The sequence below is a fragment of the Streptomyces sp. IBSBF 3136 genome (assembly GCF_036815105.1).
GTDB lineage: Bacteria > Actinomycetota > Actinomycetes > Streptomycetales > Streptomycetaceae > Streptomyces.
In genome coordinates this window covers 76,871-96,570 of the sequence record NZ_JAJSZC010000002.1, presented here as the reverse complement: position 1 = coordinate 96,570, position 19,700 = coordinate 76,871, and the positions used below count along the sequence as shown (strand labels likewise).

At 71.5% G+C, this 19,700-nt stretch carries 20 protein-coding genes; 9 read left to right on the top strand and 11 right to left on the bottom strand.

Annotated features, from left to right (window positions below):
- Window positions 1-44: 44 nt before the first annotated feature.
- The gene (locus tag V7E45_RS00955) at window positions 45-818 is read right to left on the bottom strand and encodes a SigE family RNA polymerase sigma factor (protein ID WP_333772054.1); all 774 of its coding nucleotides are present in this window, start codon (window positions 816-818) and stop codon (window positions 45-47) included.
- Window positions 819-1,047: 229 nt separating this feature from the next.
- On the opposite strand from V7E45_RS00955, the gene afsQ1 reads away from it, so the two are divergent.
- From afsQ1 to V7E45_RS00930, 5 genes are all read left to right on the top strand, one after another.
- The gene (gene afsQ1, locus V7E45_RS00950; RefSeq protein WP_020941848.1) at window positions 1,048-1,725 is read left to right on the top strand and encodes a two-component system response regulator AfsQ1; all 678 of its coding nucleotides are present in this window, start codon (window positions 1,048-1,050) and stop codon (window positions 1,723-1,725) included.
- Window positions 1,722-3,323, top strand: coding sequence for a HAMP domain-containing sensor histidine kinase (locus V7E45_RS00945; protein ID WP_333772055.1), 1,602 nt, complete (start codon window positions 1,722-1,724; stop codon window positions 3,321-3,323). The genes afsQ1 and V7E45_RS00945 overlap by 4 nt, the downstream gene beginning before the upstream one ends.
- Window positions 3,320-3,931, top strand: coding sequence for a hypothetical protein (locus tag V7E45_RS00940; RefSeq protein ID WP_333772056.1), 612 nt, complete (start codon window positions 3,320-3,322; stop codon window positions 3,929-3,931). Before V7E45_RS00945 ends, V7E45_RS00940 begins: the two co-directional genes overlap by 4 nt.
- An 82-nt stretch (window positions 3,932-4,013) precedes the next feature.
- Window positions 4,014-4,574 (top strand): VanZ family protein, encoded by a 561-nt coding sequence (locus V7E45_RS00935; RefSeq protein ID WP_333772057.1) that lies wholly within the window; start codon window positions 4,014-4,016, stop codon window positions 4,572-4,574.
- Window positions 4,575-4,666: 92 nt separating this feature from the next.
- Window positions 4,667-4,870: a PspC domain-containing protein gene (locus V7E45_RS00930; RefSeq protein WP_020941844.1), complete on the top strand. Its 204-nt coding sequence runs from the start codon at window positions 4,667-4,669 to the stop codon at window positions 4,868-4,870.
- 77 nt (window positions 4,871-4,947) lie between these two features.
- On the opposite strand, the gene V7E45_RS00925 is transcribed toward V7E45_RS00930, so the two are convergent.
- Complete coding sequence (locus V7E45_RS00925) at window positions 4,948-5,310, bottom strand: ATP-binding protein (RefSeq protein ID WP_333772058.1); 363 nt, start codon at window positions 5,308-5,310, stop codon at window positions 4,948-4,950.
- Between the two features lie 152 nt (window positions 5,311-5,462).
- The gene (locus V7E45_RS00920) at window positions 5,463-6,638 is read right to left on the bottom strand and encodes an adenosine deaminase (protein WP_333772059.1); all 1,176 of its coding nucleotides are present in this window, start codon (window positions 6,636-6,638) and stop codon (window positions 5,463-5,465) included.
- A 121-nt stretch (window positions 6,639-6,759) separates the two neighbouring features.
- On the opposite strand from V7E45_RS00920, the gene V7E45_RS00915 reads away from it, so the two are divergent.
- Window positions 6,760-7,521: an alpha/beta hydrolase gene (locus V7E45_RS00915; protein WP_333772060.1), complete on the top strand. Its 762-nt coding sequence runs from the start codon at window positions 6,760-6,762 to the stop codon at window positions 7,519-7,521.
- A gap of 68 nt (window positions 7,522-7,589) precedes the next feature.
- Here V7E45_RS00915 and V7E45_RS00910 read toward each other — a convergent pair whose 3' ends face one another.
- Window positions 7,590-8,549, bottom strand: coding sequence for a LysR family transcriptional regulator (locus tag V7E45_RS00910; protein ID WP_333772061.1), 960 nt, complete (start codon window positions 8,547-8,549; stop codon window positions 7,590-7,592).
- A gap of 63 nt (window positions 8,550-8,612) precedes the next feature.
- Between V7E45_RS00910 and V7E45_RS00905 the strand changes: the two genes are divergently transcribed.
- Together V7E45_RS00905 and V7E45_RS00900 are read left to right on the top strand one after the other, a co-directional pair.
- Complete coding sequence (locus tag V7E45_RS00905; protein WP_333772062.1) at window positions 8,613-9,890, top strand: MFS transporter; 1,278 nt, start codon at window positions 8,613-8,615, stop codon at window positions 9,888-9,890.
- 144 nt (window positions 9,891-10,034) lie between these two features.
- Complete coding sequence (locus tag V7E45_RS00900; protein ID WP_333772063.1) at window positions 10,035-11,048, top strand: sigma-70 family RNA polymerase sigma factor; 1,014 nt, start codon at window positions 10,035-10,037, stop codon at window positions 11,046-11,048.
- On the opposite strand, the gene V7E45_RS00895 is transcribed toward V7E45_RS00900, so the two are convergent.
- A complete protein-coding gene (locus tag V7E45_RS00895; protein ID WP_333772064.1) occupies window positions 10,932-11,318 on the bottom strand; it encodes an STAS domain-containing protein in 387 nt (128 codons plus the stop codon). The genes V7E45_RS00900 and V7E45_RS00895 overlap by 117 nt on opposite strands.
- 76 nt (window positions 11,319-11,394) lie before the next feature.
- Between V7E45_RS00895 and V7E45_RS00890 the strand changes: the two genes are divergently transcribed.
- A complete protein-coding gene (locus V7E45_RS00890; RefSeq protein WP_333772065.1) occupies window positions 11,395-12,315 on the top strand; it encodes an AEC family transporter in 921 nt (306 codons plus the stop codon).
- Window positions 12,316-12,453: 138 nt separating this feature from the next.
- Here V7E45_RS00890 and V7E45_RS00885 read toward each other — a convergent pair whose 3' ends face one another.
- The 6 genes from V7E45_RS00885 to V7E45_RS00860 all read right to left on the bottom strand — a co-directional run bounded on the left by V7E45_RS00885 (window position 12,454) and on the right by V7E45_RS00860 (window position 19,540).
- On the bottom strand, window positions 12,454-13,737 hold the full coding sequence (locus tag V7E45_RS00885) for a thymidine phosphorylase (RefSeq protein WP_333772066.1): 1,284 nt from the start codon (window positions 13,735-13,737) through the stop codon (window positions 12,454-12,456).
- A 66-nt stretch (window positions 13,738-13,803) separates the two neighbouring features.
- Entirely contained in the window at window positions 13,804-14,208 is a 405-nt protein-coding gene (locus V7E45_RS00880) for a cytidine deaminase (RefSeq protein ID WP_333772068.1), read from the bottom strand.
- A complete protein-coding gene (locus V7E45_RS00875; protein ID WP_333772069.1) occupies window positions 14,205-15,467 on the bottom strand; it encodes an ABC transporter permease in 1,263 nt (420 codons plus the stop codon). Before V7E45_RS00875 ends, V7E45_RS00880 begins: the two co-directional genes overlap by 4 nt.
- Window positions 15,467-16,588: an ABC transporter permease gene (locus tag V7E45_RS00870; RefSeq protein WP_319147889.1), complete on the bottom strand. Its 1,122-nt coding sequence runs from the start codon at window positions 16,586-16,588 to the stop codon at window positions 15,467-15,469. The genes V7E45_RS00875 and V7E45_RS00870 overlap by 1 nt, the downstream gene beginning before the upstream one ends.
- Window positions 16,585-18,258: an ABC transporter ATP-binding protein gene (locus V7E45_RS00865; protein WP_333772095.1), complete on the bottom strand. Its 1,674-nt coding sequence runs from the start codon at window positions 18,256-18,258 to the stop codon at window positions 16,585-16,587. Before V7E45_RS00865 ends, V7E45_RS00870 begins: the two co-directional genes overlap by 4 nt.
- 235 nt (window positions 18,259-18,493) lie before the next feature.
- On the bottom strand, window positions 18,494-19,540 hold the full coding sequence (locus tag V7E45_RS00860; RefSeq protein WP_333772070.1) for a BMP family lipoprotein: 1,047 nt from the start codon (window positions 19,538-19,540) through the stop codon (window positions 18,494-18,496).
- Between the last annotated feature and the right edge of the window lie 160 nt (window positions 19,541-19,700).

Here is a 19,700-nt window from a genome sequence, read left to right as displayed (position 1 = left end):
CCCCGGTGGTCCCCCGTGTCTCCCCCGTTGTTTCCCCCGAACCTTCAGGCGACCAACTCGCCGAAGGCGTCCTCCTCGTCACGGCCGAAGCTGAGGACCTCGTCGTCGCGCAGCCGGCGGAGCGACCGCCAGATGCTGGACTTGACCGTGCCGACACTGATGTCGAGGATCTCCGCGATCTCCGGGTCCGTGCGGCCCTCGTAGTAGCGCAGGACCAGCATGGTGCGCTGGAGTTCGGGCAGCCGGGCCAGCGCCTGCCACAGGACCGCGCGCAGCTCGGTGCCGCGCATCGCGTCCGTCTCGCCGGGCGTCTCCGGCAGTTCCTCGGTCGGGTACTCGTTGAGCTTGCGGCGCCGCCAGGCGCTGATGTGCAGGTTGGTCATGGTGCGGCGCAGGTAGCCGCCGACCGCCGCCTTGTCGCTGATCCGCTCCCACGCCCGGTACGTCGAGAACAGCGCGCTCTGCAGCAGGTCCTCGGCCTCGAAGCGGTCGCCGGTCAGGTGGTAGGCGGTGGCGTACAGGGAGGCGCGGCGCTCCTGGACGTAGGCGGTGAACTCCGCCTCCGTCAGCGAACGGCGCTCCCCCGAGTCCTCCCTGTACGCGGATCCCCCGTGCGTCTCCCCCGTGTGAGCGTCAACCACCGTCATGTAACCGGTGTGCTGACGCCCGGTGCCGCGAGCGCACCCCCGCCCTCCCCCACGCTCGAATCCGCTCGCGCGGGAGGGCCCCCCATCGGCACCGGACTTCTCGGAACCCCGGTGCACGTCGTGCAGACGCGTGACCACTGCGCTGGTGCTCATCCCGTGCAGCGTGTTCATCTCGCGCTCCCCCGTCGTGGACTTCCGGTGTCCGGCTTGCCGGTGTTGCTTCCTTGCCTGTGCCGAGAAGCTTGCCGAGCGACCTTCATGGACGTGTCAGCCGACTGTCACAGACCTGTCACAGGGGTCCCTCACAAGGTCGTCACGGAGTGCGCACAGCCGGTGGCGCTGGGGACGGCATGGTGTCGGCAGGTCGTACGAGAGCCCGTCCATGGGCCAGAATGAGCGCGTGCCTTCCCTGTTGCTGATCGAGGACGACGACGCCATCCGTACGGCCCTGGAGCTGTCCCTGACGCGCCAGGGACACCGGGTGGCCACCGCTGCCAGTGGTGAGGACGGTCTGAAACTGCTGCGCGAGCAGCGGCCGGACCTGATCGTGCTGGACGTGATGCTGCCCGGCATCGACGGGTTCGAGGTGTGCCGGCGCATCCGGCGCACCGACCAGTTGCCGATCATCCTGCTGACCGCGCGGAGTGACGACATCGACGTGGTCGTCGGGCTGGAGTCCGGCGCCGACGACTACGTGGTCAAGCCCGTGCAGGGCCGGGTGCTGGACGCCCGCATCCGGGCGGTGCTGCGGCGCGGGGAGCGTGAGTCCAGCGACTCGGCCACGTTCGGCAGCGTCGTCATCGACCGCTCGGCGATGACCGTGACCAAGAACGGCGAGGACCTCCAGCTCACGCCGACCGAGCTGCGGCTGCTGCTGGAGCTGAGCCGGCGGCCCGGCCAGGCGCTGTCCCGGCAGCAGTTGCTGCGCCTGGTCTGGGAGCACGACTACCTGGGCGACTCCCGCCTGGTGGACGCGTGTGTGCAGCGGCTGCGCGCCAAGGTGGAGGACGTGCCCTCCTCCCCGACCCTGATCCGCACCGTCCGTGGTGTCGGCTACCGCCTGGACGTTCCTCAGTGACCGACACGCAGGGGGGGCTGCGCGGCTGGGCCGCGCGGCGCAGGGGAAGTCTGTCGCGACTGCGGTTCACCAGCCTCCGGCTGCGGCTGGTCGTGGTGTTCGGCCTGGTCGCGCTCACCGCCGCGGTGTCGGCGTCGGGCATCGCGTACTGGCTGAACCGGGAGGCCGTGCTCACCCGGGCGCAGGACGCGGTGCTGCGGGACTTCCAGCAGGAGATGCAGAACCGCACCGGCGCGCTGCCGGTGCACCCCACCCAGGACGAACTCCAGCGGGCGGCGGGCCAGATGGCCGGCAGCAGCCAGCGGTTCAGCGTGCTGCTGGTCGCCCAGGACACCGACGGCAAGACGGTGTACGGCAACTCGGGCGGCATCAACGGGTTCTCGCTGGAGGACGTGCCCCGGTCGCTGCGGGCCGCGGTGAACAAGCGGCAGAAGGTGGCGGACGGCAACAAGTCGCCGTACCACCTGTACTGGCAGCGGGTGGACCAGCACGGCACCCCGTACCTGGTGGCCGGCACGAAGCTGGTCGGCGGCGGGCCCACGGGCTACATGGCGAAGTCGCTGGAGCCGGAGGCCAAGGACCTCAACTCGCTCGCCTGGTCGCTGGGGATCGCCACGGGTCTGGCGCTGATCGGCTCGGCGCTGCTCGCGCAGGCCGCCGCCACGACCGTGCTGAAGCCGGTGCACCGGCTCGGGGTGGCCGCCCGGCGGCTCGGCGAAGGCCGGCTCGACACCCGTCTTCAGGTGTCGGGCACGGACGAACTCGCCGACCTGTCACGGACGTTCAACAACGCGGCCGAGGCGCTGGAGAAACGGGTGGCGGACATGGCCGCCCGGGACGACGCCTCGCGCCGGTTCGTCGCCGACATGTCGCACGAGCTGCGCACCCCGCTGACCGCCATCACCGCCGTCACGGAGGTGCTGGAGGAGGAGCTTGAGTCCGAGGCCGGCGGCATCGACCCGATGGTCGAACCCGCCGTGCGGCTGGTGGTCAGCGAGACCCGGCGACTGAACGACCTGGTCGAGAACCTGATGGAGGTGACCCGCTTCGACGCGGGCACCGCCCGGCTGGTCCTGGACGACGTCGACATCGCCGACCAGATCACCGCCTGCATCGACGCGCGTGCCTGGCTGGACGCCGTCGAACTGGACGCCGAGCGCGGTGCCCACGCCCGGCTCGACCCGCGCCGCCTGGACGTCATACTCGCGAACCTGATCGGCAACGCGCTCAAGCACGGCGGTTCGCCGGTTCGCGTGTCGGTGCGGATCGACGGGGAGGACCTGGTCATCGCGGTGCGCGACCACGGGCCCGGCATCCCGCAGGACGTCCTGCCGCACGTCTTCGACCGCTTCTACAAGGCCAGCGCCTCCCGGCCGCGTTCGGAGGGCAGCGGTCTCGGCCTGTCCATCGCCCTGGAGAACGCCCACATCCACGGCGGTGAGATCACCGCCGCGAACTCCCCCGACGGCGGCGCGGTGTTCACCCTGCGGCTGCCGCGGGACGCCTCACGGCTGACGGAGGAGGACGGCGAGAACGGCGACGCGGACGCGAGCGGCGGGGTTCACGGGCCGGCGGAGCACGGGAAGGAGGGGGCATGAGAGCGGGGACGACACGACTCCTGCTGGCCGCCCCCCTGCTGGCCGCGCTGCTCGCCGGGTGCGGGATCCGTCCCACCGAGGTGCCGACGGACTTCGGCGCGGCGCCCTCCCGGGTGCCGTGCTCGCTGGCCGGCCCCGATGCCGCCACCCAGTCCTCGCGCGGGGTGCCCGTCCAGGTGTTCCTGCTCTGCGGCTCCTCCCTGGTCGCCGTCGACCGGGCGGTGCGGGTGCCGGACGGCACGCCGGACGCGCGGCGCCGGGTGATCGTGGCGCAGGGCCTGCTGGACCAGCTCGCCGCGTCCCCGACGGCCGCGGAGAAGTCCGCGGGCTACACGACGTACGTGCCGGGCGGCGTGAGCGTGGCCGGGCCGGGCCCGAAGGACCCGGAGGACGCGCTGCGGCTGAGCACCGCGCCGGACCGGCTCACCTCCTACGCCCTGGGCCAGCTCGTGTGCACGCTGTCCGACTCGGCGGCGACCGAGGGCGACGGCTCGGTGATCCTGGGCGGCCCGCGCCCCGGCCCGCTGCGCCGCTACGAGTGCACCGACGACGTCCGCAACCGCCCGGGCACGGTCCAGCCGCCGACGGGCGCGGTCGACGCGGGCTGAGCGTGCGGTGTGGCCCGTGCCTCACGCGCATCGGCGCGCCGGTCGCGGAACCGATCGTGCACGGGGGCGCGTCTAGGGGGTCGTGCAGCGTCAAGGCTCCATCGGCGGCAGCGCCGCGATCCGCATCCGGGTGACGGGAGGTGTCCTCCTCGTCGCCCATCTCGGGCTCGTCGCCTGGCTGATGCTGCGGCCCCTGGACGTCCCCTGGGTGATGCCCGCCAATCTGCGTCCGCTGGCCGGCATCCGTGCCGACCTGGCGCTGGGCTGGCCGGAGGCCGCCAGACGCCTCGGCGAGGGGCTCGCGCTGCTCGCGCCGCTGGGTGTGCTGCTGCCGATGGTCCACGGCAGACTCATCGTCTCCCCGCTCTCGTCCCTGGTGCGTACGGCGACCGCGGGTGCCCTGCTCTCGCTGGGCATCGCCCTGCTCCAGACCGGCGTGCCCGGCCGTGTCGTGGACGTCGACTCGCTGCTGCTGAACACCGTGGGGGTGGTGCTGGCGCACCTGGCCGTGGTGCCGGCGGGCCGGGCCCGGCTGCGGCGGCGGGACGGGCACGGCGCCCGCGCGGCCGGGACGGTCACCGTCCAGGAGGAGCTGTCTCAGGGGCGGACCCCGACGATTCCCAGGGTCGGGATCGCCCCGTAGAGCGACGCTTCGTCCCCTTCGGTTCCGTACCGTGGAGTCAAGTTGAGGCAACCGACCGGGATGCCTCGTCCACGCTCACGAAGGAGCCGCGGATGTCCAGCCTCGCCCGCCCCACCCACGGCCGCATGATCGGCGGAGTGTGCGCCGCGCTGGCACGGCGCTTCGGCACCTCCGCGACGACGATGCGGATCGTCTTCGTGCTGTCCTGCCTGCTGCCGGGGCCGCAGTTCCTGCTCTACATAGCGCTCTGGATCCTGCTGCCCTCCGAGGACCGGGCCGGGACCACCGCCTGGTGAGTCCACGCAGGCGAACGCCGCCGGTGCGCCCCGAACGGTTCCGGGGCGCGCCGGCGGCGCCGTGCGTGCGGGAGCGGTCAGCCGAGCGGCAGGCCGTTCACCGGGGCGCCGTGCGTGGGCAGGCCCTTCAGCGGCAGCCCGCCGAGCAGTCCGGCGACCGGCGCGGTCGGTCCCCCGGTGAGGACCTTCTGCACGGCCGGCTGCGCGGCGGCCACCCCGGTGCCGACGGCACCCTGCCCCTGGGTGAGCGCCTGGCCGGCACCCGGCAGCGCCTTGCCGACGTTCCCGGCCGGCAGCGCCCCGGTCACGGAGTCCAGGGCGTGGGTGGCCTGCGTCGCGTCGGGAACGGCCGGGGCCGCGTTGGCCGCGCCCGCGCCTACGGCGGCGAAGGCGGCGCCGAGGGCGGCGACACCGAGGGTCTTGGCAGCAGACTGCTTCATGGTGAATGCGTCCTTGAAAGCGGGAGACGGGTGATCACAAACGATCTGAGCGGTCCACGACCGTAAACATGCCGAGCCGCCCGCCGCAAACACCGAAATGCGGACGGCTGGTGAAAGTCCGTCCGCATTCCGTGCCGCCCGGTGAACCCCCGTTACCCGACCGGACCGGAAGACCCGCTGGTGGAGGCGGTCTGCTGGAACAGCCATTCGGACTTCAGTTCCGCATATCCGGGCTTGATCACGTCATTGATCATCGCGAGTCGTTCATCGAAAGGAATGAACGCTGATTTCATCGCATTGACGGAGAACCATTGAAGGTCGTCGAGCGTATAAGCGAAGGCGTCGACGAGATGCTCGAATTCCCGGCTCATGCTCGTGTTCGACATCAGCCGGTTGTCGGTGTTGACCGTCGCCCTGAAGTGCAGCCGCCGCAGCAGCCCGATCGGGTGCTCGGCGTAGGAGTGCGCGGCGCCCGTCTGGAGGTTGGAGCTCGGGCACAGCTCCAACGGGACGCGCTTGTCCCGGACGTAGGACGCCAGCCGTCCGAGCCGCACCGAGCCGTCGTCGCGGACCTCGATGTCGTCGATGATCCGCACGCCGTGCCCGAGCCGGTCGGCGCCGCACCACTGCAGCGCCTGCCAGATGGACGGCAGCCCGAACGCCTCGCCGGCGTGGATGGTGAAGTGATTGTTCTCGCGCTTGAGGTACTCGAACGCGTCCAGGTGCCGGGTGGGCGGGTAGCCGGCCTCGGCGCCGGCGATGTCGAAGCCGACCACGCCGAGATCCCGGTAGCGGTTGGCGAGTTCGGCGATCTCCAGGGCGCGGGCCGCGTGCCGCATCGCGGTCAGCAGGGCGCCGATCCGGATGCGACGGCCGTTCTCCCGGGCGAGCCGCTCCCCCTCGCGGAAGCCCTCGTTGACCGCCTCGACGACCTCTTCGAGGCGCAGCCCGCCCGCCAGGTGCTGCTCGGGCGCGTACCGCACCTCCGCGTAGACGACCCCGTCCTCGGCGAGGTCCTCGGCGCACTCCCGGGCCACCCGGACCAGCGCCTCGCGGGTCTGCATCACGCCGACGGTGTGGGAGAAGGTCTCCAGATAACGCTCCAGCGAGCCGGAGTCGGCGGCCTCGCGGAACCAGATGCCGAGCTTGTCGGAATCGGTCTCCGGGAGCTGGGAGTACCCGGTCGCCCGGGCGAGTTCGACGACGGTCCCGGGCCGGAGCCCACCGTCGAGGTGATCGTGCAGCAGAACCTTGGGCGCCCGGCGGATCTGGTCCGGCGTCGGCACGTGCGTCGGGACGGTCCCAGTCGGTGGAGTCTGGCTCGTCATCTCCGCACTGTAACGCCTACGCGCGTAGAGGACCCCTCGGACGCCTTTACTTTTCCGTCGATATGTAACGGTGACCGCACGGACGGGTTTCGTACACCGCGGCTTCTGACACTGTTCTGTCATGGGACAGCAAGCGACGCCGGTCCGAACGGCCGGGCTGGGCAAGGCAGTCGGTCCGGTGCCGACGGCGGTGAGCGGGGCGGTGCTGCTGCTCCCCGGCGGCGAGGAGGTGTCCGCCCGCCGGCCGTCCCTCGTCCGGTCGCCGGCGCTCGTCCGCTCGCTCGGCCGCAGGTTCGCCCGCGCGGGCCGGGCGGAGGGGCTGGCCGTCCACACCGTCCACTACCGCTACCGGGGCTGGAACGGCAGCCAGGCGCATCTGGCCGCCGACGCCGAGTGGGCCGCCGACGAGGTCGTCCGGCGCTACGGGGACGTCCCGGTGTGCCTGGCCGGGCTCGACATGGGCGGCCGGGCGGCGCTGCGGGCCGGCGGTCACGAGGCCGTGACCTCCGTGGTGGCGCTGGCCCCCTGGCTGCCCGACGAGGACGTGGCCGCGCCCGCCGAGCCGGTGCGGCAGTTGGTGGGGCGGCGGGTGCTGATCGTGCACGGCACCAACGACGAGCGGACCGACCCGGAGCTGTCGTTCCGGCTGGCGGAGCGGGCGAAGAAGGCGAACCGGGACGTGTGCCGGTTCGAAGTGCACTCCGACGGCCACGCGTTGCACCAGCACCGGGACGAGGTGCTCAGCCTGGCGGTGGACTTCGCGATGGGCGCGCTGTTCGGGTCGCCGGTGTCCCGGCCGGTGGAGGACGCGCTGGCGGCCCCGCCGCCCATAGGACTGCGGATGCCGCTGGCCGCCGGGTTCGGCAGATCGCTGCGGCGCTAGGTGTATCGACCCGCAGCGTTGTTGACACGGCTGATGGGTGGGTGGCCGCCCTCGGCCCTGGGCGTGCCTCAGGGAAGCAGGCTCCCCCTCCTGGAGAGCAGGAATTTCTTGAAGGCGGCCACCGGCGGGGTGTCCGGGCGGTCCGCCAGCCAGGCGACGCCGATCTCCCGCGCCGCCCGGGGCGCCGTGACCGTCAGCTCCACGACCCCCGGCCTGGGCACGGTGGGCGGCGGCAGCAGCGCGACCCCCAGGCCCGCCGCCACCAGGCCCCGCAGGGTCTCCGCCTCCTCGCCCTCGAAGGCGATGCGGGGTTTGAAGCCGGCCTCGCGGCACAGGTCGTCGGTGATCCGCCGGAGGCCGTAGCCGGGCTCCAGGGTCACGAACGTCTCGTCGGACGCCTCGGCCAGCCGGATCCGGCGGCGGCCGGCGAGACGGTGGTCGGCGGGAACGACGAGCCGCAGCTTCTGCTCGTCCAGGCGGCGCGCCACCAGGTCGGGGGCGTCGGGCACCGGCGAGGTCAGGCACAGATCGAGCTCGCCCGCCCGCAGCCGCTCCAGCATCGCCTCGCCGTAGTTCTGGACCAGGCTGAACCGGATGCGCGGGTGGTCGGCGCGGAAGGCGTGCAGCAAGCCCGGGACGGTCTCGGCGCCCATGGTGTGCAGGAAGCCGAAGGCGACCTTGCCGGTGGCCGGGTCGGCGTCGGCGCGGACCTCCTCGGCGGCGCGCTCCACCTCGGCGAGGGCGCGCTCGACGGAGGCGAGGAAGGTGCGGCCTGCGGGGGTGAGGGAGACCGTGCGGCCGTGCCGGGTGAACAGGTCGACGCCGAGGTCCTGTTCCAGCCGGGCCATCGCGCGGGAGAGGGTCGACTGCGGCACGTTCATCTCCAGGGCGGCCCTGGTGACGTGCTCCGTGCGGGCGACACCGGCGAAGTACGCGAGCCGGGGCGCGAGCAGCAGTGACATCGACGAGATGTCTTCTGTGTCACTGGACGGTGACAGCCGGGCCTGTGAGCTGTGCTGATGCGCCATGGGAACGATTATGGCGAATCCATGCATTGGACGGATGAGTAAGGCCGTCCGTAGTTTCGAGGCATGTCTCCCGCCAGTACCGGGGCGTCCACCGCCATGGGCGCCGCTGTCCCCGTCCGTTCCGCCGATTCCCGCCTGGCCCCGGGCGGCCCCGGCTACCGCCGGATGAGCTTCGCCCTCTTCCTCGCCGGGGTCGCGACCTTCGCCCTCCTCTACTCCACGCAGGCCCTGCTGCCGCTGATCTCCGGGGAGTTCGGGGTCGCCGCGAGCGAGGCGAGCTGGACGGTCGCGGCCGCGACCGGCGGGCTGGCGCTGTTCGTGCTGCCGATGAGCGCCCTGTCGGAGCGCTTCGGCCGCCGTACGGTCATGACGGCGTCGCTGGCGGTCGCGGTGGGCGTCGGGCTGCTGGTGCCCTTCGCCCCCTCCATCGGCGCCCTCGTGGTGCTGCGTGCGGTGCAGGGCGCGGCGCTGGCCGGCCTGCCCGCCTCGGCGACGGCCTATCTGGCGGAGGAGGTCAGGCCCAAGGCCCTGGTCACGGCGATCGGCCTGTTCGTCGCCGGCAACAGCGTCGGCGGGATGAGCGGCCGGGTCATCACCGGCTGGGTCGCGCAGGAGTGGGGCTGGCGGGTGGCCGTCGGGGTGATCGGCGCGATCGCCGTGGTCTGCGCGGTGGCGTTCCGGCTACTGCTGCCCGCCCCGCGCCACTTCACGCCCGGCTCGCTGCGGCCCCGGGTCCTGCTCGGCACGGTCCGCGACCACCTCTCCGACCCGCTGCTGCGGCGCCTGTACGCGATCGGCGCGCTGTTCATGACGGTGTTCGGCGGCGTCTACACGGTGATCGGCTACCGCCTGACGGAGGCGCCGTTCGCACTGCCGCAGGGCATCGTCGGCTCGATCTTCCTGGTGTACCTGGTGGGCACCGTGTCGGCGTCGACGGCGGGCCGGCTGGTGGGCCGCCTCGGCCGCCGGGGCGCGCTCTACCTGGCGGGCGGTACGACGGCGGCCGGCCTGCTGGTGTCGCTGGCCGCCTCGCTGCCCCTGGTGCTGCTGGGCCTGGTCCTCGTCACGGCGGGCTTCTTCGCCGGGCACGCGGTCGCCTCCTCGGCGGTCAGCAAGACGGCCACCCACGGCCGCGCCCAGGCCTCGGCCCTCTACCAGTCGGCGTACTACATCGGCTCCAGCGTCGGCAGCACGGTGGGCGCCATGGCCTTCCACGCGGACGGCTGGGGCGGCACGGTCACGGTGGGCCTGCTCGCCGTCCTCGGCGTCGTGACGATCACCGTGCTCGGGTCCCGGGCGGCCCGGGTCACGGCCCGCCGGGAGCCGGTGCCGGCGCACTGACCCCCGCCGGTCAGGTCCCGGAAGCAACCGGTCCGAGCTGGGCATTTTCGTACTCGGGGGGCCGTTGTCAGTGGGCTGCGGTAGCTTCCGGAGTGCTGGGGCGCGAAGGCGCGCCGACAGGACGGCCACAGGGGTGGGTGGACGATGGGCGACGGCACGGCGACGGCGGACCTCGAGGTCGCGCTGGAGAAGCACCGGACCGAACTGACCGGGTACTGCTACCGCATGCTCGGCTCCTCCTTCGAGGCCGAGGACGCGGTGCAGGACACCCTGGTGCGCGCCTGGCGGAGCCACGACAAGTTCGAGGGGCGTTCCAGCCTGCGCTCGTGGCTGTACCGGATCGCGACCAACGTCTGCCTGGACATGCTGACGGCCGGGAACAAGCGGGCCCGCCCGATGGACCTGACCGAGGCGACCCCGCTCGCCCGGGCCGCCCTCGCCCCACGCCCCGACCACACCTGGCTCGAACCGGTGCCCGACGCGCGTGTGCTGCCCACGGGCGACGACCCGGCGGAGGCGGCCGTCGCCAAGGAGTCGATCCGGCTGGCGTTCATGGCGGCGCTGCAGCAGCTGCCGCCCAAGCAGCGGGCGGTGCTGATCCTGCGCGAGGTGCTGGCCTGGCGGGCGAGCGAGGTCGCCGAGCTGCTGGACACCACGGTCGCCTCCGTCAACAGCGCGCTGCAGCGGGCCCGTGCCACGCTCGCCGAGCGCGCGAAGACGGGTGCCGAGGGCTCGGTCTCCGACCCGCTGGACGAGGAGCAGCAAAAGCTCCTGGAGCGCTACGTGAAGGCCTTCGAGGGGTACGACATGACGGCGCTCACGGCGCTGCTCCACGAGGACGCCGTCATGACGATGCCGCCGTTCGACCTGTGGCTGCGCGGCCCGGAGGACATCACCGGCTTCATGACCACCCTGGGCGCCTCCTGCGCCGGTTCGCGCCTGCTGCCGGTCCAGGCCAACGGGCTGCCCGGCTTCGCGCACTACAAGCCGGACGAGGAGAAGGGCGGGTTCACCCCCTGGGCGGTGCAGGTGCTGGAGATCTCAGACGGCCGGATCACGGGGTTCCACTGCTTCCTCGACACCCAGCGCTGGTTCCCCTTGTTCGGTCTGCCCCTCCACCTGGAAGCGGAGCCCGACCAGGTCCAGCAGGGCGAGTAGCGCGGGGTCGGGATCGCGCAGCCGTATCCGCCCGCCGGCCCGGCGGGCGGCCAGCTGCAGCCGGGCCAGCAGGTCGACGGCACCGAGGCCCGGCGGTCCGAGCCCGCCGACGTCGCACACGACGACCCGCGCACCGGTCCTCCGCAGCAGCGACCGCACGTCGTCGCACCACCCCGGCACCTGACCGCGGGTGACCGGACCGGCGAGCATGAGCACGGGGGGTGTCTTGGCATCCACGTGCGGTAGACCGGCGGCCGGGCGGTAACTCATCGCGGTGCGTGGGTCCCGGACGTGCCGACGAAGATCACATTGACCCGGCCGCCCCGGCGCCCGAGGGTGGTTCCCCGTGCAGGGGGTGCTGAGCGGGTTCGCGGTGATCGCGGTCGTCATCGGGGTGGGCTATGTGCTCGGGCGGCGCGGCACGCTGGGCGAGCAGGGCGCCGCGGTGCTGACCGGGCTGGCGTTCACGGTGGCGGGTCCGGCGCTGTTGTTCACCACGCTGGCGAAGGCCGACCTGTCGGTCCTCTTCTCGGCGCGGCTGCTCGTCACGGCCCTGAGCACGGCCGTGGTCTGCGGGTTGTTCGTGGCGGTCGGCGCGCTCAGGCGCTGGGGCGTGGGCCGCACCACCATCGGCGCCCTGTGCTCGGGCTATGTGAACTCCGGCAACCTCGGCATCCCGATCGCGGCGTACGTCCTGGGCGACGCGTCGCTGGTGGCGCCGGTCCTGCTCTTCCAGGTCGTCCTCGTCACCCCCGTCGCCCTCACCGTCCTCGACCTGTCCGGCACGGGCGGGAAGGGCACGGTGTGGCGGCGCCTGCTGACCCCGCTGCGCAACCCGATCGCCGTGGGCTCGCTGTCCGGGGTCCTGGTGTCGGCGGCGGGGTGGCGGCTCCCGGGCCCGCTGATGAGCCCGCTCACCCTGATCGGCAACATGTCCGTCCCGGCGGCCCTGCTGGCCTTCGGCATGTCCCTGCACGGCAAAGCGCTCCCCGGCCGCGGCCGGGACCGGCGGCCGGTCCTGCTGTCGGTGACGCTGAAGTCGCTCGGCCAGCCCCTGGTGGCATGGCTGCTGGCGCAGGGCGTCTTCGCCCTGCACGGCGCCACCCTGCTGGACGTGGTGGTCACCTCGGCCCTCCCGGCCGCCCAGAACCTGTTCACGTACGCCAGCCGCTACCGGGTGGCCGAGTCCCTGGCCCGCGAGTCGATCCTGCTGTCGACGGTGGTGTCGGTACCGGTGCTGGTGGGGGTGGCGGCGGTGCTGGGGTGAGGTCGTTCCGGCCGGGGGCCCGGGTGACGGTGGATGCGCTCACGGCGGTCTCCTGTCGGGGCGTCACCGATCCCGGCAGGCCGAAGGGGACCGGTGCGGCTCCACCGATCCCCTTCACCCGAACTCGAAAACTGCTGATCAGGCGATACGCTCCAGCACCACCGGGGAGGCCGTGAAGTCGGTGCCCGCGGCCGCGATGTCGTAGGAGCCCTCGATCGCCTGGAGGGCGTAGTCGAAGCGCTCCGGGGTGTCGGTGTGCAGGGTCAGCAGGGGCTGGCCCGCGGTCACCGTGTCGCCCGGCTTGGCGTGCATCTCGACGCCCGCGGCGGCCTGCACCGGGTCCTCCTTGCGGGCGCGGCCCGCGCCGAGACGCCAGGCGGCGACGCCGATGTCGTAGGCGTCCAGGCGGGTCAGCACGCCGGCGGACGGCGCCTTGATGACGTGCTGCTCCTTCGACGTGGGCAGCTCGGCGTCCGGGTCGCCGCCCTGGGCCGCGATCATCCGCCGCCAGACGTCCATCGCGGAGCCGTCGGCCAGCGCCTTCGCCGGGTCGGCGTCCTTGACCCCGGCCGCGTCCAGCATCTCGCGGGCCAGCGCCACCGTCAGCTCGACGACGTCCGCGGGACCGCCGCCGGCCAGGACCTCGACCGACTCGCGGACCTCCAGGGCGTTGCCCGCGGTCAGGCCGAGGGGGGTGGCCATGTCCGTCAGGAGCGCGACCGTCTTCACGCCGTGGTCGGTGCCGAGGCCGACCATCGTGGAGGCCAGCTCCCGCGCGTCCTCGATCGTCTTCATGAAGGCGCCGCTGCCGACCTTCACGTCCAGGACCAGCGAGCCGGTGCCCTCGGCGATCTTCTTCGACATGATCGAGGAGGCGATCAGCGGGATCGCCTCGACGGTGCCGGTGACGTCGCGCAGGGCGTACAGCTTCTTGTCGGCGGGGGCGAGGCCGTCGCCCGCCGCGCAGATCACCGCGCCCGTGGTGTCCAGGACGTGCAGCATCTCCTCGTTGGAGAGCAGCGCGCGCCAGCCAGGGATGGACTCCAGCTTGTCCAGGGTTCCGCCGGTGTGGCCGAGGCCGCGGCCCGAGAGCTGGGGAACGGCCGCGCCGCAGGCCGCGACGAGCGGGGCCAGCGGGAGGGTGATCTTGTCGCCGACGCCGCCGGTGGAGTGCTTGTCCGCCGTCGGGCGGGACAGCGAGGAGAAGTCCATGCGCTCGCCGGAGGCGATCATGGCCGCGGTCCAGCGGGAGATCTCGCGGCGGTTCATGCCGTTGAGCAGGATCGCCATGTTGAGCGCGGCCATCTGGTAGTCGGCGACCTCGCCGCGGGTGTACGCGTCGATGACCCAGTCGATCTGCTCGTCGGTCAGCTCACCGCGGTCCCGCTTGCTGCGGATGACGGAGATGGCGTCCATGGCCATGACTTTCCTTCCGGGAGGTGCGAAGTGCACGGCCCCCCTGAACGGGTCAGGGGGGCCGTACGGGAGTTACTTGGTGAGATGGTCCGGGCCGAAGGCCTGGGGCAGCATCTCGGCGAGCGGGAGAACGCCCGCCGGGGTGTCGAGCAGCAGCTCGGGCCCGCCGAACTCGTACAGCAGCTGGCGGCAGCGGCCGCACGGGACGAGCAGCGCGCCCGTGCCGTCCACGCAGGTGAAGTGCGTGAGGCGGCCGCCGCCCGTGCGCTGGAGCTGCGAGACCAGCCCGCACTCGGCGCACAGGCCGAGCCCGTAGGAGGCGTTCTCCACGTTGCAGCCGGTGACCGTGCGCCCGTCGTCGACCAGGGCGGCCACGCCGACCGGGTAGCCCGAGTAGGGGGCGTAGGCGTGGGACATGGCCTCCCGCGCCTCGGCCCGCAACGCCTCCCAGTCGAAGCCGGCCGGCGCGGGGGTCACTTGCCCTGCCCCTTCCGGTACGGCAGGCCGTCCGCCTTCGGCATGCGCAGCTTCTGCGCGGACAGCGACAGGACGAGCAGCGTGACGATGTACGGGGTCGCCGTCACGAGCTGCCGCGGGACCTCGTTGGTGGAGCTGTACCAGAGGAACATCAGGGCCGCGACGACGACGGTGACGACGGCCGGGACGTACTTCTTGCGCCAGGCCAGGTAGGCGGCGCCGACCACCAGCAGGATCGCCACCAGCAGGATCAGGGCGTGCACGTTGGTGGTGCCGCCGCGCAGGTTGAGGCTGTCGGTGTAGCCGAACAGGCCGGCGCCGAGGGCGAGGCCGCCCGGCATCCAGTTGCCGAAGATCATCGCGGCGAGACCGATGTAGCCGCGGCCGGCCGTCTGGCCGTCGAGGTACACGTTGGACGCGACGATCGACAGGAACGCGCCGCCGAGGCCGGCGAAGCCACCGGAGATGATCACGGCGATGTACTTGTACTTGTACACGTTGACGCCGAGGGACTCGGCCGCCACCGGGTTCTCACCGCAGGAGCGCAGGCGCAGGCCGAACGCGGTGCGCCACAGCACCCACCAGGTCAGCGGGACGAGCGCGACCGCGATGACGGTCAGCGGCGACAGGTCGGTGACCAGGCCGCCGAGCAGGCCGGCGATGTCGGAGACCAGGAACCAGTGCTTGCCGTTCAGCGTGTTCAGCCAGTCCGACAGGCCCGGGATGCTGAACTCGCCGAGCGAGTCGATCGGCGGTGACTGCTTGGTGGAGCCCTGGGGGGCGTCGGCGAAGGTGAACTTCGACAGGTAGCGGGTCACGCCGAGGGCCAGGATGTTCAGCGCCACACCGGAGACGATGTGGTTGACGTTGAACGTGACGGTGGCGATGGCGTGCAGGACGGCGCCGAGCGCGCCGCCGATGATGCCGAAGGCGATGCCGGCCCAGGGCCCCCACTGGTAGCCGGCCCAGGCGCCGAACCAGGTGCCGAGGATCATCATGCCCTCGAGGCCGATGTTGACGACGCCCGCGCGCTCGGCCCACAGGCCGCCGAGGCCCGCGAGGCCGATCGGCACGGCGAGCTGCAGCGCGGTCGACATCTGCCCGACCGAGGTGATGCCGTCCGCACCGGTGATCAGACGGACGATCGAGGTCAGCACCAGCACGCCCGCGATGACCAGCAGGAGTACCGGGAGCGACATTCGGCGGCCGCCCTTGCCGGGCTGCTTCGCCTGCGGCTTGGCGATGGTCGCGGTGGACATCAGGCCGCCACCTCCTTCTTGGTGTTCTGAGCGGCGGCCGCGGCCAGCTCCGCGCCGACCCGCTTCTGCTGGCGGCGCAGGCCCCACTGCCGTACGGCCTCGTACGAGATGACGACCGCGAAGACGATCAGGCCCTGCATGATCGTGGCGATCTCCTTGTCGTACGCCACGGGGGTCGCGTAGTCCAGGGCGGGCGAGGCCTTGTCGAGGAAGGCCCACAGCAGGGCGGCGAGCGCGATGCCGCCGGGGTTGTTGCGGCCGAGCAGGGCGATGCCGATGGCGGTGAAGCCGAGGCCGGCGGGGAAGCTCAGGCTGTAGGTGTGGGTGTCACCGAGCAGCAGCGGCAGGCCGGCCAGGCCCGCGATGGCGCCGGAGATCAGCATGGAGACCAGCACCATGCGCTTGGCGTCGACACCGGAGGCCGCGGCGGCGGTCTCCGAGGCGCCGGTGGCGCGCAGGTCGAAGCCGAAGCGGGTGCGGTTGAGCACCACCCAGTAGCCGATGCCGAGCACGACGGCGAGGAAGACCAGGCCGTAGATCTCGCCGACGTCCGAGCCGAGGTTGATGCCCGGGAACCAGCCGGACTTCTTCATCACGCCGGTCGTCACGTTGTCGCCGACCTGCACGCCCCACACGTCGGTGAGGGTGACGTAGCCGATGACGGCGGTGGCGATCGAGTTCAGCATGATCGTCGCGACGACCTCGCTGACGCCGCGGGTGACCTTCAGGACACCGGCGATGCCGGCCCAGAAGGCGCCGGTGGCCATGGCGACGATCAGCAGCAGCGGGATCTGGAGGACGCCGGGCAGGGCCACGTGCGCGCCGACGACGGCGGTCATCACCGCGGCGAGGCGGTACTGGCCGTCGACACCGATGTTGAACAGGTTCATGCGGAAGCCGAGGGCGACCGCGATGGCGGCGATGTAGTACAGCGACGCCTGGTTGATGATCAGCACCTGGATGTCCGAGTACGGCAGCTGCTGCAGCATCAGGACATAGGGCTCGATCGGGTTCTTGCCCGAGGCGAGCAGGACCACCGAGGTCAGCACGATCGCCAGGACGATCGCGATGACCGGTCCGGCCACCGCGACGAGCACCCGCTCCTTGTCGAACTTCTTCATCGGGCCTCGTCCTCCGGACCGGCGTTGTCGGCGCCCTCGGGGGCGGTCTCTTCGTGCTCCAGGTGACCGGACGCGGCACCCGTCATGGCCGTGCCGAGCTCCTCCGGCGTGATGGTGGCCGGGTCGGCGTCGGCGACCAGCCTGCCGTCGTAGATGACGCGCAGGGTGTCCGACAGGCCGATCAGCTCGTCGAGGTCGGCGGAGATCAGCAGCACGGCCAGGCCCTCGCGGCGGGCCTCGCGGATGCGGTCCCAGATCTGCGCCTGGGCACCGACGTCCACACCGCGGGTGGGGTGGGCGGCGATCAGGAACTTGGGGTCGTGGCTCATCTCGCGGCCGACGATCAGCTTCTGCTGGTTGCCGCCGGACAGGGAGGCCGCGGTGACGTCGATGCCGGGGGTGCGGACGTCGTACTCCTCGACGATCCGGCGGGTGTCGGCCTGGGCGCCCTTGGGGTTCAGCCAGAAGCCCTTGGCGTTGGGCTTCTCGGTGACGTGGCCGAGGATGCGGTTCTCCCAGAGCGGGGACTCCAGCAGCAGACCCTGGCGGTGACGGTCCTCGGGGATGTAGCCGACGCCGGACTCCCGGCGCTTTCGGGTGGCCCAGGGGGTGATGTCCTCGCCGAGGAAGACGATCTGCCCGGAGTCGGCGTGCTTGGTGCCGATCAGCGCGTCGATCAGCTCGGTCTGGCCGTTGCCCTCGACGCCGGCGATGCCCATGACCTCACCGGCGTGGATGGTGAAGGTGACGTCGTCGAGGACCTTCTTGACCGCGCCGGCCGGCGCGAACTCGGTGAGGCCCCCGGCGGACGGCTCCTCCTCGGTGCCCATGGAGACGGCGCCGCGGGCGTGCACGGTGAGGTTCCTGACCTCCAGCACCGCACGCTCGGTGACCGTGGACTCGGCGGTCTCCGGGGTGGGCAGCTCGCTGCCGACCATCAGCTCGGCGAGCTGGCGCGGGGTGGTCTCGGCGGGGACCGCGGTCCCGACGGTCGTGCCGCGCCGGATGACGGTGATGTCGTCGGCGACGGACAGCACCTCGCCCAGCTTGTGGGAGATGAAGATGACCGACAGGCCCTCGGCCTTCAGCTCGCGCAGGTTGTCGAAGAGCGCGTCGACCTCCTGCGGGACGAGCACGGCGGTCGGCTCGTCGAGGATCAGGGTGCGCGCGCCGCGGAAGAGGACCTTGAGGATCTCCACGCGCTGGCGGTCGGCCACGCCGAGGTCCTCGACCAGGGCGTCCGGGCGGATGCCGAGGCCGTAGCGGTCGGAGATCTCCTTGATCTTCTTGCGGGCGCCGCCGCCGATGCCGTGCAGCTTCTCGCTGCCGAGCACCACGTTCTCCAGCACGGTCAGGTTGTCGGCCAGCATGAAGTGCTGGTGGACCATGCCGATGCCGCGGACGATGGCGTCGGCCGGGCTGGAGAAGCTGACCTGCTCGCCGTCGACGGCGATGGTGCCCTCGTCCGGCTTCTGCATGCCGTAGAGGATCTTCATCAGGGTCGACTTGCCGGCGCCGTTCTCGCCGACGAGGGCGTGCACGGTGCCCTTGCGGACCGTCAGATGGATGTCGTGGTTGGCCACCACACCCGGAAATCGCTTCGTGATGCCCGCGAGCTCTACCGCGACGGTCGACTGAGCGGTGAGCGGAGGGCTGCTGGACGCGTCGATGGCGCACTCTCCTCGGGAAAGGGGCCGCTCTACGCGCGTAGCGCCCCTGCTTTAAATAGTGCCCGGACCTGACCGGTCTTGATCAGGGACAGTCGTCCCGCGCAAGTATCCGATCCGTTCCGAGCATTCTGCCGCGCGAACGGGGTGCGGGCAGGTCATCCTCTCCGCACCCCGTTCCGTGGCCGTAACGCTGCCATTACAGCGCTCTGTTGGCCAAGGCTTCTGACCTAGATCGTCAGGAGGTCTTCACCTTGATGCTGCCGTCCTTGATGCCGGCCTCGGCCTTCTTGATCGCGGCCTGCATGTCGGCGTTGTTCTTGAAGGTCGGGTTGGAGTCGGCCAGGCCGACACCGCCGTTCTCCAGGGAGCCGCGGATCTCACCGGCGAGCGGCTTCTTGTCCTTGATGACGGACTTGGACAGGTCGTAGACCGCGCCCTCGACGTTCTTCAGGGCCGAGGTCAGGATGTAGTCCTTGTACTTGGCCAGCGCCTGCTGGTTGTACTGGTCGGAGTCGACGCCGATGGCCCACACCTTGTGCTCGGCGGCGGACTTGATCACGCCCTGGCCGGAGAGGCCGGCGGCGGCGTACAGCACGTCGGCGCCCGCGTCGATCTGGCCGTTGGCGGCGTTCTCACCCTTGTCCGGGCTGGAGAAGCCACCCTCCTGGGCGGTCTGGGTCAGGTACTGCGACTCGACCTTGATCTTCGGGTTGACCGACTTGGCACCCTCGATGTAGCCGGCCTCGAACTTGTGGATCAGCGGGACGTCCACGCCGCCGATGAAGCCGATGTGGTTCTTCTTGGTCGCCTTGGCGGCCGCGACACCGGCGAGGTACGAGGACTGCTCCTCGTGGAAGACCATGTCGGCGACGTTCTTGGCCTGGGTCTGGTTGTCGTCGATGATGCCGAAGGTGACCTTCGGGAACTTCGTCGCGGCCTCCTTCACGGCGCCCGCGTAGGCGAAGCCGACACCGATGACCGGGTTGTAGCCGGCCTTGGCCAGGGTCTCCAGGCGCTGGGTCTTGTCCGCGTCCGTCTCGTTGTCCTGCGGCTCGACGTCCCGGGCGCCGACCCCGAAGTCCTTCTGGGCCTTCTGCAGGCCCGCGTAGGCGGCGTCGTTGAAGGACTGGTCACCCTTGCCGCCGACGTCGTACGCCAGGCCGATGCCCTTGGACTTGCCCTCGGTGGAGGACGAGGAGGACGAGCTGCCACAAGCAGAGACGGTGACGGCCAGCGCTGCGGTCGCAACGCCTGCAATCGTGATACGGGACACCCGGCGCATGGAACGAGACTCCTTTGTGCAAGCGCCCAAACCAGGCGCTGGTTCCGCCGCAGCGTAACGCGCGTAGACCTGTCGGAAAACCCCCAATGTCCGGTCCGTTATCGAGCTGTGGCCACAGTCACTGCCCAAGGTTACGTACAGCAGTACGCCCCTTGCAGGA